Raw genomic sequence first — 16,347 nt, 5'->3', positions numbered from 1 at the left:
TCAAATGAAAAAAGTAACAATCCTGTTTTTAGTATCATTTTGTTTCACAGGCTGTGTCGCTCAAACGCAGACAGCCAAAACTCCTACCGCAATGACAGAGCAGCAACCTTATCCCAAAGCATTAGTTGATTACGATGATTTTAAAAATCTGGTTACCGAAGTCGAAAAGGCAAGAGCAAAACATCTGGTGAGTCTTGATCGCTTTCTTAAAATGAGCCGCGAAGACAATACCATTATTCTGGACACACGCTCTGATTTTCGTTACAACCGAAAACACTTAAAAGGGGCTATCCATATTGATTTCACCGACTTTACACAGGAAAACCTGCATCAGTTAATTCCCGATCCCAACACCAGAATATTGATTTACTGCAACAACAATTTTAATGGTGACCCGATAGATTTTGCCTCAAAAATGGCTATGCCTAAAAGTGCCCCTGAATCTCAGATTTTAGCCAACAGAAAGCCTGTTATGCTGGCGCTGAACATTCCTACACATATTAACCTTTATGGGTACGGCTATAAAAACATCTACGAACTTGACGAATTGGTTCACGTAAATGATAAAAGAATTAAGTTTGAAGGAACGGAAGTGAAGTAATTGTTGATAAAGACAAAAATCTGCTAAAAAAACTGCTTCATTTATCCTAACGTATACATTTACAAACGACAGGACAAATACCACTACTAAATTTCCCTACTAACAAATCGGGAGCTTTACGGCTTTACGTAATGTATTGCCGATTTCGCACATTACATTTACACTCAAAAAATAATGCTGCTATTTTTTTATTCAAACATTTATCTAACTAACATTCACTAACTAAAACCAATAATAATCAACAACCTAATTTTAATGAAAAAACAAGCCTTATTTCTTATATTAGCTCTTATAATAAGCATTAACAGTTATTCTCAAATAGTTTTCGAACACGGTTACATTATTAACCAAAATAATCAAAAAATAGAGTGTCAAATCGAAAATCAAGACTGGAAAAATACTCCTACCAGCTTCAGATACCAACTCCCTGACAATACGAATATCATTACTGCGGATATAAAAACTGTAAAAGAATTTGCAATCACCGGACAAAGTAAATACATCAGATCTTTAGTTAAAATAGACCGCTCCTCAAAAAACATAGAAAGTATGAGTACGGATAAAAATCCTGATCTTAAAGAAGAAACGCTCTTCCTGAAAGTACTTGTTGAAGGAAAAGCATCTCTCTATTCATATAACGACGGAAACTTAAGACGTTTCTTCTACAAAATGGACAATACCGAGATAAAACAGTTGATTTACAAAACATATCTAAGCGAAAATTATTCAATTGCCAAAAACAACTACTTTAGAGAGCAGTTATTTATTGACATGAAATGCGAAAATATCCTTCAAAAAGAATATGAATTTTTAGACTACAACTCCACTAAACTGCTAAAATTTTTCATCAAGTACAACAAATGCAGTGATACTAATTTTGCCACTTTTGAGCCTAAAGAAAAGAAAGATGTCTTTAATTTAACCTTAAGACCAAGACTAAATAATAGTTCTTTATCAATAAGCGATCATTTTGACTTTAAGTTTGATTCTAAAACAAATCTTAGTCTGGGTCTTGAAGCAGAATTTATTCTCCCTTTTAATAAAAATAAATGGACAATAATCGCAGAGCCAACTCATCAATATTATAGTGGGGAAAAATCAAAACAAACCTCCAATTTGTCAGGTGGTGAAGTAAACGCAAAAGTAGATTATAAATCAATAGAACTGCCAATAGGAATTAGACATTACTTTTTCCTTAATAATAATTCCAACATATTTGTAAATGCTTCTTTGTTATTTGATTTTGATTTGAACTCGAAAATAGAACTCACCAGAAAAGACGGTTCGTTAGTAAATAAATTAGATGTTAGTTCCCGTAACACCTTAGTATTTGGAATTGGTGGAAAATTTCGTGACAGATACAGTATAGAGTTTAGATATTTGGCTAGCAGAAAGATTTTAAGCAATTATCAAACCTGGAGCTCCTCATTTTCAACGACATCTATCATACTAGGTTATTCCTTTTTCTAAAAGATTTCACTAGCATTAAACGTTTAATAAATCCCTTTCATTGCTTGATGAAAGGGATTTATTTTATAGTCGTTTTTTAACAATGTTTTCCCTTTTATTAAGATTTTAGCATGCTATAAATTTGTATTTTCGTTCTACATAACTTTCCTGTTTCACGCTGTGACATTTTACCCTATTACTATTAAATAACACCATAATGAACAAATTTTTTACCCTTGCCCTTTTATTTCTCTCTACAACTTTTATGTTTGGCCAAACCAATAAAGCCAAAACAACAGAAACCAGAAAACCATTTGTATTGGGAGTTATCGATGAAATTCAATCGAAGGAACTGGGCGAAAAAAGGATTCTGAATATTTATCTCCCGGAAGGGTACAAAGCAGAGGATGCAACAAAATATCCGGTAATTTATTTGTTAGACGGTTCAGCTGATGAAGATTTTATTCATATCGCCGGTCTGGTACAATTTAATAGTTTTGAATGGATCAATCAGGTGCCTAAATCAATTGTTGTGGGAATTGCAACTGTCGACAGAAGAAGAGACTTTACCTTTCCGACAACTATTGAAAAAGATCAAAAAAGGTTTCCCTCATCCGGTCATTCTGATAAATTCATTGCTTTTATCGAAAAAGAGTTGCAACCTTTTATTGAAAAAAACTACAAGGCCAATGATTCAAAAACCATCATGGGGCAATCATTGGGAGGCTTACTCGCTGCTGAAATTTTATTAAAGAAACCAACACTTTTTAATAAGTACGTTATCGTGAGTCCAAGTATTTGGTGGAATAATGCATCGATTCTAAATCAGGATAGTGCTCTTTTTCAGGAAAATTTTAATCAGCAAACCCAAATTTACCTTGCAGTTGGTAAAGAGGGGCTTACTCCAACCGAAATTCCAAGAGTAATGGAAGTCGATGCCAATTTACTGGCTGAAAAAATTAAAGCCTCAAAAAGCAAAAACATACAAGTCTATTTTGACTATCTCCCACTTGAAAATCATGCTACTATTTTACATCCCGCAGCTTCGAATTCGTTTCGTTTTTTCTATCCGATAAAAGAGAAAGAATAAAAACCGAATATAGTGTGCTCTGGAAAATTATTTTCTAAACTAATGAAAAATACAGACGAGAATAAATTAGACAATCCGGTTTGGCATTCCTTATCCGAAAGTCATTCCGCATTTGCTCTTGATTATGACGGTACTAAATTTTACAATCCGGACTATTGCCCGTTTGGAGGTTTTATAAAACCGGAAAGCACTTTAAAAGCCGCAAAGCAATATGCATCTATATCGGATTCTTTTTTTATAGTGGGTGAAAAACCTGAAATCGCCGATTCTTTAAAAATAGTCAAAGAACTGATTTGCCTGCAAATGGTTGTTTCCGACAAAATTCAGCTTACAGTAGATACTGAAATTGCCAGACTTACCGAAAATCATAATGCCGAATTATTACAATTGGTTAATTTGGTTCAGCCGGGGTATTTTAAACCCAAAACTCCTTTATTAGGCAATTATTACGGAATATTTAAAGAATCCCAATTGGTCGCAGTTACTGGCGAACGTATGAAAATGAACGATTTCACAGAAGTGAGCGCTATTATCACTCATCCCGATCACACCGGAAAAGGTTATGCCAAACAATTGATTACAGCTGTTGTCAATAGGATTTTAGACGAAAATAAAACTCCTTTTTTACATGTGGTTGAAAGTAATATTGGAGCCATTAGCCTGTATGAAAAACTAGGTTTTAGGACAAGAAGAAAAATCAGTTTTTGGAATGTTTCTAAAAAACAGTAATTTTATACTGCACCTAAAATAGTTGTTCAAAAATCAGTTTTAACATCGTAATCCTTAAAACATGACAGCAAATAAACAAACCGTAACCGAATACATGGAAGCTTTTAGGGTAAGCGATCATAAGCGAATTTTAGATTGTCTTACTGATGATGTGATTTGGGAAATGCCCGGAGTTTATCAGCATGTTGGTAAAGAAGCTTTTGACAAAGAAATCGAAAACGACAATTTCACAGGCAGTCCCACCATTCAGATCCTAAAACTGATTGAAGAAAATGATATCGTTATTGCTGAAGGTGCGGTTCAGGGAAACATGAAAAATGGCAATAAACTGGATGCTGTTTTCTGTGACGTTTTTGAAATGGAAAAAGGAAAAATTAAAAAGCTCACCTCCTATTTAATGTCTAAAAATGCCAGTTTAAAATTTGAATAAGGTGAAACTCAAATCTTAAAAACTATTTTTTGTATCTTTGCAGCAATAAATAAACCGTACCATCTCTATGTGAATAAAAATTTCTTTCGGACAATTTTAAGGTAAGCTATTAAAATGGCTTGCACATTTGTTTATTCCCTAAAGAAAGAAATTATGGTTATTTTACAGCATATCTCCTACTTACATTCAAACAAGAATTTGTTGTTTGATAAAATTACTTTTACAGTTAACCCTCACCAAAAAATTGCTTTAATTGGCAATAACGGTGTTGGAAAATCAACCTTATTAAAAATTATTGCAGGCGAATCAGAACCTGTCGACGGTTTATTAAAAACAGATTCCAAACCCTATTATCTGCCTCAAATTTTCGGGCAGTTTAATCAGCTTACGATTGCTCAGGCGCTTCAGGTTGAAGACAAACTGAATGCTTTGCACGAAATTCTTAACGGAGTCGTTTCTGAAGAAAACCTTACTATTTTAAACGACGACTGGACAATTGAAGAGCGTTGCAATGAAGCCTTACAATACTGGCAGTTGCAGGATTTAGACCGGAACCAAAAACTCGGAACGCTGAGCGGCGGACAAAAAACAAAAGTTTTCCTGGCCGGAATTTCGATTCATGAACCAAAACTGGTTTTACTCGATGAACCAAGTAATCATTTGGACATTTCGGGAAGAGAATTATTATATGAATTTATAAAAAAGAGCGCTTCAACTTTGATTGTAGTAAGTCACGATCGAAAATTATTGAATTTACTGCAGGTTGTTTATGAATTATCAGGACAGGGAATAACAGTTTACGGTGGTAATTATGATTTTTATACTGAACAAAAACAGATCGAAAATAAGGCTTTGAGTCAGGATATTCAAAGTAAAGAAAAAGCGTTACGCAAAGCAAAAGAAAAAGAACATGAAACTCTGGAACGTCAAAACAAACTGGACTCCCGTGGTGAAAAGAAGCAGAAGAAAGCCGGAGTTTCAAGAATTATGATGAACACTTTGCGAAACAATGCCGAAAACAGTACGGCCAAAACAAAAGGTGTTCATGCCGAAAAAATTGGAACTATTGCTAAGGACCTGCAAAAATTGCGGTCAACATTACCTGATATTGATCAAATGAAATTTGGTTTTGATAAAACAAACCTTCATAAAGGAAAAATACTTTTCAAAGCATCAGCAATTAATCATAGTTATAACGATCAGTTGTTGTGGAAAAATAAGCTTCATTTTCAAATTCTAAGCGGGCAGCGTATCGCCCTCAAAGGTGCAAACGGCTCCGGAAAAACGACATTGATAAAAATAATCACGGGCCAATTGCAACCCAAAACAGGAAATGTTTACAAAGCCAATTCTAAATCAATTTACATTGATCAGGATTATTCACTTATTGAAAATCAAATTTCAGTTTATGAACAAGCACAGAAATTTAATACTTCCGGTTTACAAGAACATGATCTGAAAATGAAACTTGATAAGTTTCTGTTTTCACAAAATGATTGGAACAAACCCTGTTTTGCTTTAAGCGGAGGTGAAAAAATGCGACTGATGCTTTACTGTTTAACCCTCAATAGTGAAGCTCCGGATATGATCATTCTGGATGAACCAACAAACAATCTTGATATTCAAAATATCGAAATTCTGACCGCAGCTGTAAACGAGTACAAGGGGACTTTAATTGTGGTTTCGCATGATATCCTTTTTTTAGATGAAATTCATATTGAGAATTTTATAGAATTAAGTTAAATTTTCGCTCCAAAACAGTAAAATCTAAAATCTCTACCCCAGCCAGCCCTCGCGGTCCAAGCTTCGGTACTGAATCGCTTCGGCAATATGCTGTGAGATTACATGGGGCACTCCTTGTAAATCGGCTATCGTTCGCGCGACCTTCAAGATTCTGTCATAGGCTCTTGCTGACAGATTCAATCGCTCCATGGCCGTTCTCAATAACTCTTTTGACTCATCATCCAATACACAAAATTCCCGAATAAGTTTACTGCTCATTTGTGCATTGTAATGTACGTTTTCGATTGTTTCAAAACGTATACTTTGAATTTCTCGCGCAGCAGTGACCCGTTTGCGAATTTCGGCACTGCTTTCGGCTTTTTGATCATCGGCCAGTTTTTCAAAAGGAACCGGTGTGACTTCAATATGAATGTCGATTCTATCCAGTAATGGCCCCGATATCTTACTCAAATAGCGCTGCATCTCATGCGGCGAAGAAGTATTGGGCATCGCAGGATCATTGAAAAAACCACTGGGACTGGGATTCATACTGGCCACAAGCATAAACGAAGAGGGATACGTTACTGTAAATTTAGCACGCGAAATAGTAACTTCCCGATCTTCAAGCGGCTGGCGCATTACCTCTAAAACATCACGCTTGAATTCCGGTAATTCGTCTAAAAACAAAACGCCATTGTGAGCCATCGAAATTTCTCCGGGCTGTGGGTAACTTCCTCCACCCACAAGGGCAACGTTTGAAATAGTGTGATGCGGGCTTCTAAACGGCCGTTGATTCATTAACCCCACTTCTTTTAACTTTCCTGCAACGCTGTGAATTTTTGTTGTTTCAAGGGCTTCACGCAAAGTCATAGGAGGTAAAATACTAGGCACTCGCTTGGCCAGCATTGTTTTTCCGGCTCCGGGCGGACCAATTAAAATAATATTATGACCGCCGGCCGCCGCAATTTCCATACAGCGTTTTATACTTTCCTGCCCGCGTACATCTGAAAAATCAAATTCGGGGAAATCCAGGTTTTTATAAAATTCGGCACGAGTGTCGATAATGGTCGGCTCAAGCGTTCCTTTTCCATTAAAAAAGTGAATAACATCCTGCAGTTTTTCAACACCATAAATCTCCAAGCCAGTCACTATAGCGGCTTCTTTTGCATTTTGAATCGGCAGAAAAAAACCTTTATAGCCTTCCTCTTTCGCTTTTATCGCGATAGGCAGTGCTCCCCGGATAGGCTGCAAACTACCGTCCAAAGATAGTTCTCCCATAATAATGTATCTATCAATCTCGGGTGCTTTTAGTTGATCGGAAGCCACCAGAATCCCCATCGCCAAAGTTAAATCATAGGCAGAACCTTCTTTACGCAGGTCGGCCGGAGCCATATTTATGGTTATTTTTTTTCCGGGAAAATTCAATCCGTTGTTCTTAAGCGCCGCAGCAATCCGATAACAGCTCTCCTTTATGGCATTATCCGGCAATCCAACTAAATGATAACCAATCCCTTTATCCATATGTACCTCTACCGTAATTGTCGTTGCTTCTACTCCAAAAACGGCACTTCCGTAAACTTTTACCAGCATAAATCCTATTCATTAAATGTTTCTAAATCTAATGAAAAATATTTAAAAGTAGGTTTATTATTACAATTAAATAATTCAGACCCACATTAAATTATTTTAACAATCAATCCATCCCCTAAATCATTCATTATCAAATATTTTTCTCAAAATTTATCATAAAACTCTAAATTAGCGTTATAATATAAAAATCCAAAAGCAACATGAAGCACCTCCTCAAACCTTTTCGACACAAGATTTTTATTTTTAGCAACAAACCTGTTCTTTTCCTCCTTCTGTCTTGCCTTACGCTATCGGGTGTAAACAGTCAGCAAAAGAAAATAACCGAAAAATTTAAAAAGGAAACTATCTTAAAAATAGATTCCCTGATACAAAAGGAATACATATTTCCTGAAAAGGGAAAACTGATGGGTGCTCATTTAAAAAAGGCGTATAAAGAAAATAAATTCAAAAAATACGATTTGCTGGATTCCTTTGCTGTAGCCTTAACAAAAGAAGTCCGGTTTATCAACGATGACAAACATCTTAGAATCAGACCCAAATTTGTTCCTGAAAAAGACAAATCAATTGCGACTAAAGATTCGTACGAAGTTTATCTTCACAATTTAACCGACGATCGAAAACTCGCCAATGGTTTTAGAGAAGTTAAAATACTTGACGGCAATATTGGATATCTGAAGTTTAACTATTTCATACACGAGACCCAACAAACTATCGATTCTTATATGCTGCTGTTGGCTAAAACAGATGCCATTGTTGTCGATCTAAGAACCAACGGTGGTGGAAGCCCAAAAACCGTTCAATACCTATGTAGTTATTTCTTTAAAGACCCCATATTGTTAAATACTTTATACTTTAGGAAAGACAACTTTACAGAAGAATTTAAGGTCATCGAAGTAAACGGCAAAAAGCGAATCGATGTTCCTTTGTTGATTATCACCGGAGCCAGAAGTTTTTCGGGAGCAGAAGAATTCAGTTATAACATGCAAACACAAAAAAGAGCAACCTTAGTTGGTGAAGTAACCGGTGGCGGTGCCAATCCGGGTGAAATTCTTGAAGTGAACCCTCTCCTGGAAATATTTATTCCTACCGGAACGGCCATAAATCCAATTACCAAAACAAACTGGGAAGGTATTGGTGTAATTCCGGAATATAAAACCACCAAAGATTCCGCATACAACAAAACGATAGAATTGGCCGCAAAAGCAGCCGAAGGCTATCGAAACAAAATAGCAGCTGAATCAAAAAAACTATATCTGGAATTACAATCCGTTATCGATCAGCAAACGAAACCTCTTAACGAAACTGATTCGGCTAAGATGGACCAGCAAATCGCAACGGTTGTTAAAAAACTAACCGAATCTGATTTGTTTTCCGAAGAAGACATTGCCACGCTATCGTCTGATTACATGAAGACAAAACCATTTATTGCAGAGTCCATTTTAAAAAGCAATACCGAATTGTATCCAAAATCTCCGATGGCATTTTTAAAATATGGTGATCTTTTGGAACAAAATGGGAAAAAAGATCGTGCGACGGCAGTCTTAAAAAAAGCAGTAGAAATTGCAACAGAAATCAAAGCTCCTTATCTGGACGGCTTAAAAAACCGCTATGAGAAAATCCTAAAATAAAAAGACATTCTTAATAACTGCACTCCCAAAAACAATATAAAACATCAAAAATACGGAAAGTACTAAATCGTTTTTGGTACTTTCCGTATAATGTAAAAAATTAATTTTAATTAAAACTTGCTTAAATATTAATATTTGCTATTTTTATTAAAAATTTTATTAATTATCCATGAAAAGAAAACTACTACTACTATTTTTGAGTGTTTTTTTAACAAAAACGTATGCTCAAGATTACTTTCCTGTAAATGAAAGTGTCCACAACAAAAACAACAATTACACGGTTTTTACCAATGCCACGATTTATGTTACTCCAACACAAAAAATCGAAAAAGGAACTTTACTGATTCAAGATGGAAAAGTGGTTGCTGTTGGAAACAACATCACCGTTCCTAAAAACAGCATTGCGATTGATCTTGCCGGAAAAACTATTTATCCTTCGTTTATTGATATCTACACCAGTTTCGGGGTTGAAAAACCTAAAGCCCCTGCCGGACGTGGACGTGATCGCAGCCCTTTATACGATACTAAAAAAGTAGGTTACTACTGGAACGAAAGTGTTCGTCCTGAAGTAAATACTTATGAAACTTTTAAATACGATCAGCCTAAAGCGGAAGAATTACTAAAAGCCGGTTTTGGAGTAGTTGGAACGCATATTGCCGACGGAGTTGCTCAGGGAACCGGAATTCTGGTAGCCCTAAACAATACCGAAAACAGCAAACAAATTATTGCCAATAAAGTAACCAACCATTTTGCTTTTACAAGAAGTGCCTTAACCAATCAGGCTTATCCAAGCTCATTGATGGGGATGACCGCCTTATTACGTCAGATGTATCTGGACTTAGACTGGTACAAAAAAGGAAATTCAGAAACAAAAGATTTATCATTAGAGGCATTAGCTGACAATGAAAAGCTAGTTCAGATTTTTGCTACAGAAGACAAGTTAAACAGCTTAAGAGCAGCAAAAATTGCTAAAGAATTTGGACTAAATTATATATTGAAAGGTAGTGGAAATGAGTTTGAAAGAATCGAGGAAATTAAAGCTACCAATGCAAAATACATCATTCCAATCAGTTTCCCTGAGGCGTATGATGTTTCTAATCCGTATTTGTCCAATCAGATCGAACTGGCTGATATGCGTTTCTGGAATCAGGCACCAACTAACTTAAAAGTACTTTCAGACAACGGAGTTGTTTTTGCCTTAACCACAGACAAATTAAAAAAGACCGAGGATTTTAAACCTAATTTATTAAAAGCTATTAAGTACGGGTTTGATAAAACAAAAGCTTTAGAAGCTTTAACTACAGTTCCTGCTGCTTTACTTGGAAAAAGCAATGAAGTGGGAAGTTTAAAAACAGGTGCTTTTGCCAATTTCATCATTACTTCAGGTGAGATCTTTGACGAAAAAACTGTTTTATACGAAAACTGGGTACAGGGAACTAAATATGTAGTGAATGACGTTAACGCAAAAGATATTCGTGGTAACTACGACTTAACCGTTGGAAAAGACACTTACAAATGGAAAATCGAAGGAACAGCTGATGCTCCAAAATCTGAAATTACAACTGCAGATACCAAAAAAGTAAGCAGCACTTTTGCTGTTTCTAAAAACTGGATCACACTTTTGATTAAACCTACAGATTCAATCAGATCAAACTTTACACGTTTAACCGGATTAATAGAAAAACCGGAAAATTTATCCGGAAAAGCGGTTTTGGCCAACGGAACTGAATTGTTTTGGAGCGCTACAAGAACAAGTCCGTTTGTAGCAGTTAAAGACTCTACTAAAGTTGAAAAACTAAATCCGATTATCCCGACAACTTACCCAAATATTGCTTTTGGAGACTCCAAAAAATTAACTGCCCAAACTTTATTATTCAAAAATGCTACAGTTTGGACTAACGAAAAAGAAGGTATCCTAACCGAAACGGACGTTTTAATTAAAAACGGAAAAATTGCTGCTGTAGGCAAAAACCTTTCAGATGCTTCTGCTACGGTTATTGATGCAAAAGGAAAACACATCACCAGCGGAATTATCGACGAGCATTCGCACATCGCTATTTCAAAAGGTGTAAACGAAATGGGGCACAACTCTACTGCCGAAGTTACGATTCAGGATGTTGTAAACTCTGAAGACATTAATATCTACAGAGACCTGGCAGGAGGTGTAACCACTTCACAATTATTACACGGATCTGCAAATCCTATCGGAGGGCGTTCTGCAATTGTAAAATGGAAATGGGGTGCTGCACCGGATGAAATGTTATACAAAAACCAACCAAAGTTTATCAAATTTGCTTTAGGAGAAAATGTAAAACAAGCCAATTGGGGAATTGATAACCCAACTCGTTTTCCACAAACCAGAATGGGAGTTGAACAAGTTTTTATCGACTATTTCCAACGCGCAAAAGAATACGATGAAAGCTGGAAAAAATTCAACGCCGGTTCTAAAAAAGGAAAAGCACCAAGAGTTGATTTAGAAATGCAGACGATAGCTGAGATTCTTAACAAAGAACGTTTTATTACCTGCCACTCTTATGTAGAATCTGAGATCTTAATGCTGATGAATGTTACCGAGAAATTCAATTTCAAAGTAAACACTTTTACGCACATCCTTGAAGGTTATAAAGTTGCCGACAAAATGAAACAACATGGTGTTGGAGCTTCTACATTCTCTGACTGGTGGGCTTACAAATTTGAAGTAAACGATGCAATTCCGTTCAACGGACCAATTATGCACAATGAAGGATTGGTTGTAGCTTACAACTCAGATGATGCCGAAATGTCAAGAAGATTGAACCAGGAAGCTGCAAAAGCAGTGAAATACGGAAATATCTCTGAAGAGGAAGCCTGGAAATTTGTAACACTGAACCCAGCTAAATTATTACATATCGACGATAAAGTAGGAAGTGTAAAAGTGGGTAAAGATGCCGATGTTGTATTGTGGAGCGAAAACCCACTGTCTATCTATGCTAAAGTTGAAAAAACAATGATTGAAGGTGTAGTGTATTTTGATGTTGAAAAAGATGCCGAAAAACAATTGGCTATTTCAAAAGAAAGAAGTTTACTTATTGGACAAATGTTGCAGGAAAAAAACAAAGGTATGAGCACGCAACAGCCAACCAAAAAAGAGAAGAAAGAATATCACTGTGATACTTTAGAACAATAATAACGGCTTTATAAAATTCATAAAGATAAAAACAGCTAACATGATTAATAAAAACATATATATAACTTTGCTCGCCTTTTGTGCCTCGCTACAAATAAAAGCACAGCAAATACCTGCCCCTCAACAAACCAAATCGGTTTTGATATTAAACGCCACTGCCCATTTAGGTAACGGAACCGTTATTCCAAACAGTGCGGTTGGATTTAAAGACGGAAAAATAACGCTGGTAGCCGATGCAACAACGATAAGACTTGCCGCCGATGCATACGATACCACTATTGATGCCAGCGGAAAACATGTTTACCCGGGATTTATCGTTGCCAATGCCACATTAGGTCTTGTAGAAATTGATGCCGTAAAATCATCAGACGATCAGGAAGAAATTGGAACTTTTAATCCTAATGTAAGAAGTATTATTGCCTACAATTCTGAATCAAAAGTAGTAGAAACGGTTCGTCTAAATGGTATTTTGATGGCGCAGATAACCCCTCGTGGAGGCCGAATTTCAGGAACCTCTTCTGTTGTACAGTTAGATGCCTGGAGCTGGAAAGATGCGATTATAAAAGAGAATGACGGAATTCATCTTGACTTTCCTTCTAATTTCAGAAGATCAGGATCATGGTTTGAGCCGGGAATTATTGAAGCTAACAAAGATTATCCAAAACAAGTGGAAGAAATTGCTGCTTTCTGGGGGAATGCGAAAGCTTACAATCAGGCTGCTTCAAAAGAAAGAAACATCATTTTTGAAGCTACAAAAGGTCTTTTTGACGGAACTCAGACGCTTTACGTACACGCGGATGAAGAAAAACAAATCGTTGATGCCATTCAGTTAGCGGTAAACAATCAGATCAAGAAAATAGTTATCGTGGGAGGATTTGAAGCTTATAAAGCTGCCGACGTATTACAAAAATACAATGTTGGTGTATTCTTAAGACGCGTTCACGACATGCCTTCAAGTGATGACGAAGATGTAAATCTTCCTTACAAAATGGCCAAAATACTTACCGATAAAGGTATCGTAGTTGGGCTTGAAAACAGTGGAGATCACGAGCGTATGAGTGTACGTAACCTGCCATTCTTAGCCGGAACCTGTGCTGCATTTGGCTTAGATAAAGAAAAAGCATTACAGCTTATCACTTCAAATACGGCAAAATTATTAGGTATTGATGCTACTTGCGGTACATTGGAAACGGGTAAAGATGCTACTTTATTTATCTCTGAAGGTGATGCACTGGACATGAGAACCAATAAATTAACGACTGCTTTCATTCAGGGAAGAAAAATTAATTTAGAAACTTTCCAGACGAAACTGAATGATAAATTCAAAGCAAAATTCAATCAGAAATAAGCAATAGTTTTTTAAAACAAAAGGCATCATTTGAAAATTCATCTGATGCCTTTTTTATTTGAAACAAAAAAGAAGCCCGAACTTTAATGGTTCGGGCTTCTTTTTAAATGAGTGCCATCTCTAAAACTTGTAAAGATAGCTTAAGGTGAATCTGGCACCATTACCTTTTACATAACTCAAATTATCAGCCATCCATTGTGAAGGAACTGTAAAATAATCTTTATTGAAAACATTCTCTAACCCTAGTTGTATACTACTGTTTTTATCCAAATTATAATTACTAAAGAAACTAAAAGTCGTAAAGGAATCCATTGGTCCTGTTCCGTAGCTGTACTTACCATTTACAGGATCAAAACGCTTGCGGTTACCTGCACTAAGCATTTGCAATCGCAATGTCCAATCGGATAAAGGACTATAAGAAACATAAGCTGTAGTTTTTGGAGGACCAATTCGGTCGCCACCTAGATAAACTTTCTTGCCGTTGATTTCTCTTTTGCCTTCGGTATACGAATAAGATCCCCCCAGGCTTAAATTATCTAATACGGCATAATCTGCAGCCAATTCAAACCCATAAATAGTCTCCGGAGATCTGGCTATTTGAGCTTTTCCATCCACAAATACATAAGAAGCCCCAAGTTTAGAAGTACTAACATATGTAGCAGCTTCAATATTCAGTTTTCCAAATGTACTGCTAAAACCTACCTCATAATTATTGGCTATTATCGCTTTAGTTGTAAGTTCTTTAACCGTATTTTCTTTGGCAGAGCGCAATACCAGTCCTAAATCTCCAAGACTGTAACTTTGTGAAAAACTAACAAAAGGCTTAAAATAAGATAGCTTATTGTAACGTAAACCTGCATTAAAAATCAAAGCATTGTAATTAATCGCATCTCCTTTTACAACAATTCCTCCACCCGAATAACCTCCGGTAACATAATTGCGGGTAGCCAAAGTGGTATATGTAGGAACATCGACATTAATATTCTCAAAACGTGCACCTGCTTTAAAAATCAGATTTTGCATAAAAACTGATTTCACCTGCAGGTATGGAGCAAGATTACGCATATCCATTTCCGGAACCGAGACACGCCCATCAGTAAGTATCGTAGAAGTAACATCTGAAAGAACATCCAGACCATATACAAAATTACCATTCCAATTATCCGAAACAACAAAAGGAGTGTTCAAATTAATACGCAAGCCTTTCTTTTTACTCAGGTTTCCGGGTTGTCCGTTTCCTTCAAAAAAATTGCTGGATGATAATAAGGTATAAAAATGCTGCAGGTATAAAGTTACATCCAAATCTGTTTCACCAATAATTCTCTCACTATTGTAATGAATGTACAGATTGTGATTGTATGGTGTTCCCTCTGCCAGACCCGGACGATCTCCTGGAACTCCTATTGTTGGCAAATTAGCATTTCCGTATTGCCCGGCCTGAGCAACATAATCTGTATTTTGCTTACTTGTAAAATAATTATACATTACTTCAACACGATTGTTAATATTGATACCATAACCAACTTTTGCAAAAACGTTCCACATATCCAATTCATTCAATCCATATTCGGGAGAAAGGACGCGGCCTTTGGCATCTCTCGAAACACCAGTATTCTCAAAACGTCCTGAAACTACATAATCAAACTTCTTAATTTTACCCGTAAATTGCTGTCCAATGTATCCTCCAAATGTCTGATCTGGTTTAGATAAAAAACCTGTACTACCAATTGAAGTCTGACCGCTTATCGCTTTACTAACATTTGGTTTCTTAGTAATATAATTAATAAGCCCTCCATCGGCGCCATTACCATAAATGGCCGTTGCCCCTTTTATAACCTCCACTCTTTCGATAGCAAGCGGATCTATACTTCGAATATCACGCATACCATTACGTAATGGAGTCGATTGCGGTACACCGTCGATCATTACCAAAATTCCACGCCCACGCAATGTTTGTCCAAGGTTACTGGTTCTGTTGGTATTAAATCCAAGTCCGGGAACCGTGTTTGCCAGGATCTCGCTTAAATTGTTACTAATTGTTTTTTGTACCGAAAGACTTTTAAGACCTATAATATTGATGGAAGAAGGAACCTCATCCAGCGTTTCTTTCTTACGGCTGGCCGAGACTACAACCTCATCTAAATCTGAATCTTGTACCAAAGTAAAATCGGTATGAAGAGTCTCCCCCGCTATCAATACAATGTCTTGTTCTGTTGTTTTATATCCTACTGCCGAAACTTTAACAGTATACCTTCCCGAAATAACACTGAGAGCATAAACACCTTGCTGATCTGCAACTTCTCCAACTTTAAGTTCTGAAATACTTATTGAAGCAAAGGAAATAGGTATGCCCTGATTGTCATTTATTCTTCCTGTAATAATAGATTTTTGCGCACTTGCAGTGAAGCTTATCGTAAAAATGGCGGATAAAAGTAAAAATATTTTCATTATTTAGAATTGTTTTAAATTACAAACTTACAAAACGAAGCCTTATATTTTGCAACCTAACAAAAACAAATTTGAATAAAAACACTTTCAAAAACGTAACCCACTGAATTTAAATCGATAAGAAATTACAGAGACAAAAAAAACTC

General features: G+C 36.3%; 11 protein-coding genes. 9 read left to right on the top strand and 2 right to left on the bottom strand.

Features of this window, described 5'->3' with window-relative positions:
* Nucleotides 1–4: 4 nt before the first annotated feature.
* The 6 genes from OLM61_RS13480 to OLM61_RS13455 all read left to right on the top strand — a co-directional run bounded on the left by OLM61_RS13480 (nucleotide 5) and on the right by OLM61_RS13455 (nucleotide 6,042).
* Nucleotides 5–601 carry a rhodanese-like domain-containing protein gene (locus tag OLM61_RS13480; RefSeq protein WP_264523163.1) on the top strand — a complete coding sequence of 199 codons (597 nt, stop codon included), beginning with the start codon at nucleotides 5–7 and terminating at the stop codon, nucleotides 599–601.
* A gap of 255 nt (nucleotides 602–856) precedes the next feature.
* Nucleotides 857–2,071 (top strand): PorT family protein, encoded by a 1,215-nt coding sequence (locus OLM61_RS13475; protein WP_264523162.1) that lies wholly within the window; start codon nucleotides 857–859, stop codon nucleotides 2,069–2,071.
* Between the two features lie 196 nt (nucleotides 2,072–2,267).
* On the top strand, nucleotides 2,268–3,140 hold the full coding sequence (locus tag OLM61_RS13470; RefSeq protein WP_264523161.1) for an alpha/beta hydrolase: 873 nt from the start codon (nucleotides 2,268–2,270) through the stop codon (nucleotides 3,138–3,140).
* A 42-nt stretch (nucleotides 3,141–3,182) separates the two neighbouring features.
* Nucleotides 3,183–3,869, top strand: a complete 687-nt coding sequence (locus tag OLM61_RS13465; protein WP_264523160.1) for a GNAT family N-acetyltransferase — start codon at nucleotides 3,183–3,185, stop codon at nucleotides 3,867–3,869.
* A 61-nt stretch (nucleotides 3,870–3,930) separates the two neighbouring features.
* On the top strand, nucleotides 3,931–4,299 hold the full coding sequence (locus OLM61_RS13460) for a nuclear transport factor 2 family protein (RefSeq protein WP_264523159.1): 369 nt from the start codon (nucleotides 3,931–3,933) through the stop codon (nucleotides 4,297–4,299).
* 153 nt (nucleotides 4,300–4,452) lie between these two features.
* Nucleotides 4,453–6,042 (top strand): ABC-F family ATP-binding cassette domain-containing protein, encoded by a 1,590-nt coding sequence (locus OLM61_RS13455; RefSeq protein ID WP_264523158.1) that lies wholly within the window; start codon nucleotides 4,453–4,455, stop codon nucleotides 6,040–6,042.
* A 33-nt stretch (nucleotides 6,043–6,075) separates the two neighbouring features.
* Here OLM61_RS13455 and OLM61_RS13450 read toward each other — a convergent pair whose 3' ends face one another.
* Complete coding sequence (locus OLM61_RS13450) at nucleotides 6,076–7,611, bottom strand: YifB family Mg chelatase-like AAA ATPase (RefSeq protein WP_264523157.1); 1,536 nt, start codon at nucleotides 7,609–7,611, stop codon at nucleotides 6,076–6,078.
* Nucleotides 7,612–8,015: 404 nt separating this feature from the next.
* On the opposite strand from OLM61_RS13450, the gene OLM61_RS13445 reads away from it, so the two are divergent.
* From OLM61_RS13445 to OLM61_RS13435, 3 genes are all read left to right on the top strand, one after another.
* Nucleotides 8,016–9,239 carry a S41 family peptidase gene (locus OLM61_RS13445; RefSeq protein WP_264523156.1) on the top strand — a complete coding sequence of 408 codons (1,224 nt, stop codon included), beginning with the start codon at nucleotides 8,016–8,018 and terminating at the stop codon, nucleotides 9,237–9,239.
* A gap of 169 nt (nucleotides 9,240–9,408) precedes the next feature.
* Nucleotides 9,409–12,405, top strand: coding sequence for an amidohydrolase family protein (locus OLM61_RS13440; RefSeq protein WP_264523155.1), 2,997 nt, complete (start codon nucleotides 9,409–9,411; stop codon nucleotides 12,403–12,405).
* Nucleotides 12,406–12,445: 40 nt separating this feature from the next.
* Nucleotides 12,446–13,753, top strand: coding sequence for an amidohydrolase family protein (locus OLM61_RS13435; RefSeq protein ID WP_264523154.1), 1,308 nt, complete (start codon nucleotides 12,446–12,448; stop codon nucleotides 13,751–13,753).
* 120 nt (nucleotides 13,754–13,873) lie between these two features.
* On the opposite strand, the gene OLM61_RS13430 is transcribed toward OLM61_RS13435, so the two are convergent.
* Nucleotides 13,874–16,201, bottom strand: coding sequence for a TonB-dependent receptor (locus tag OLM61_RS13430; protein ID WP_264523153.1), 2,328 nt, complete (start codon nucleotides 16,199–16,201; stop codon nucleotides 13,874–13,876).
* Between the last annotated feature and the right edge of the window lie 146 nt (nucleotides 16,202–16,347).

This window comes from Flavobacterium sp. N502536, assembly GCF_025947345.1.
Taxonomy (GTDB): Bacteria; Bacteroidota; Bacteroidia; order Flavobacteriales; family Flavobacteriaceae; genus Flavobacterium.
Note: the sequence above shows the minus strand (reverse complement) of the source record. Positions and strands in the feature narration are given on the sequence as shown.

What these genes read in the sequence shown, in the direction of transcription:
- OLM61_RS13480 (WP_264523163.1), top strand. Translation starts at nt 5, where the DNA reads ATGAAAAAAGTAACAATCCTGTTTTTAGTATCATTTTGTTTCACAGGC.
- OLM61_RS13475 (WP_264523162.1), top strand. Translation starts at nt 857, where the DNA reads ATGAAAAAACAAGCCTTATTTCTTATATTAGCTCTTATAATAAGCATT.
- OLM61_RS13470 (WP_264523161.1), top strand. Translation starts at nt 2,268, where the DNA reads ATGAACAAATTTTTTACCCTTGCCCTTTTATTTCTCTCTACAACTTTT.
- OLM61_RS13465 (WP_264523160.1), top strand. Translation starts at nt 3,183, where the DNA reads ATGAAAAATACAGACGAGAATAAATTAGACAATCCGGTTTGGCATTCC.
- OLM61_RS13460 (WP_264523159.1), top strand. Translation starts at nt 3,931, where the DNA reads ATGACAGCAAATAAACAAACCGTAACCGAATACATGGAAGCTTTTAGG.
- OLM61_RS13455 (WP_264523158.1), top strand. Translation starts at nt 4,453, where the DNA reads ATGGTTATTTTACAGCATATCTCCTACTTACATTCAAACAAGAATTTG.
- OLM61_RS13450 (WP_264523157.1), bottom strand. Translation starts at nt 7,611, where the DNA reads ATGCTGGTAAAAGTTTACGGAAGTGCCGTTTTTGGAGTAGAAGCAACG.
- OLM61_RS13445 (WP_264523156.1), top strand. Translation starts at nt 8,016, where the DNA reads ATGGGTGCTCATTTAAAAAAGGCGTATAAAGAAAATAAATTCAAAAAA.
- OLM61_RS13440 (WP_264523155.1), top strand. Translation starts at nt 9,409, where the DNA reads ATGAAAAGAAAACTACTACTACTATTTTTGAGTGTTTTTTTAACAAAA.
- OLM61_RS13435 (WP_264523154.1), top strand. Translation starts at nt 12,446, where the DNA reads ATGATTAATAAAAACATATATATAACTTTGCTCGCCTTTTGTGCCTCG.
- OLM61_RS13430 (WP_264523153.1), bottom strand. Translation starts at nt 16,201, where the DNA reads ATGAAAATATTTTTACTTTTATCCGCCATTTTTACGATAAGCTTCACT.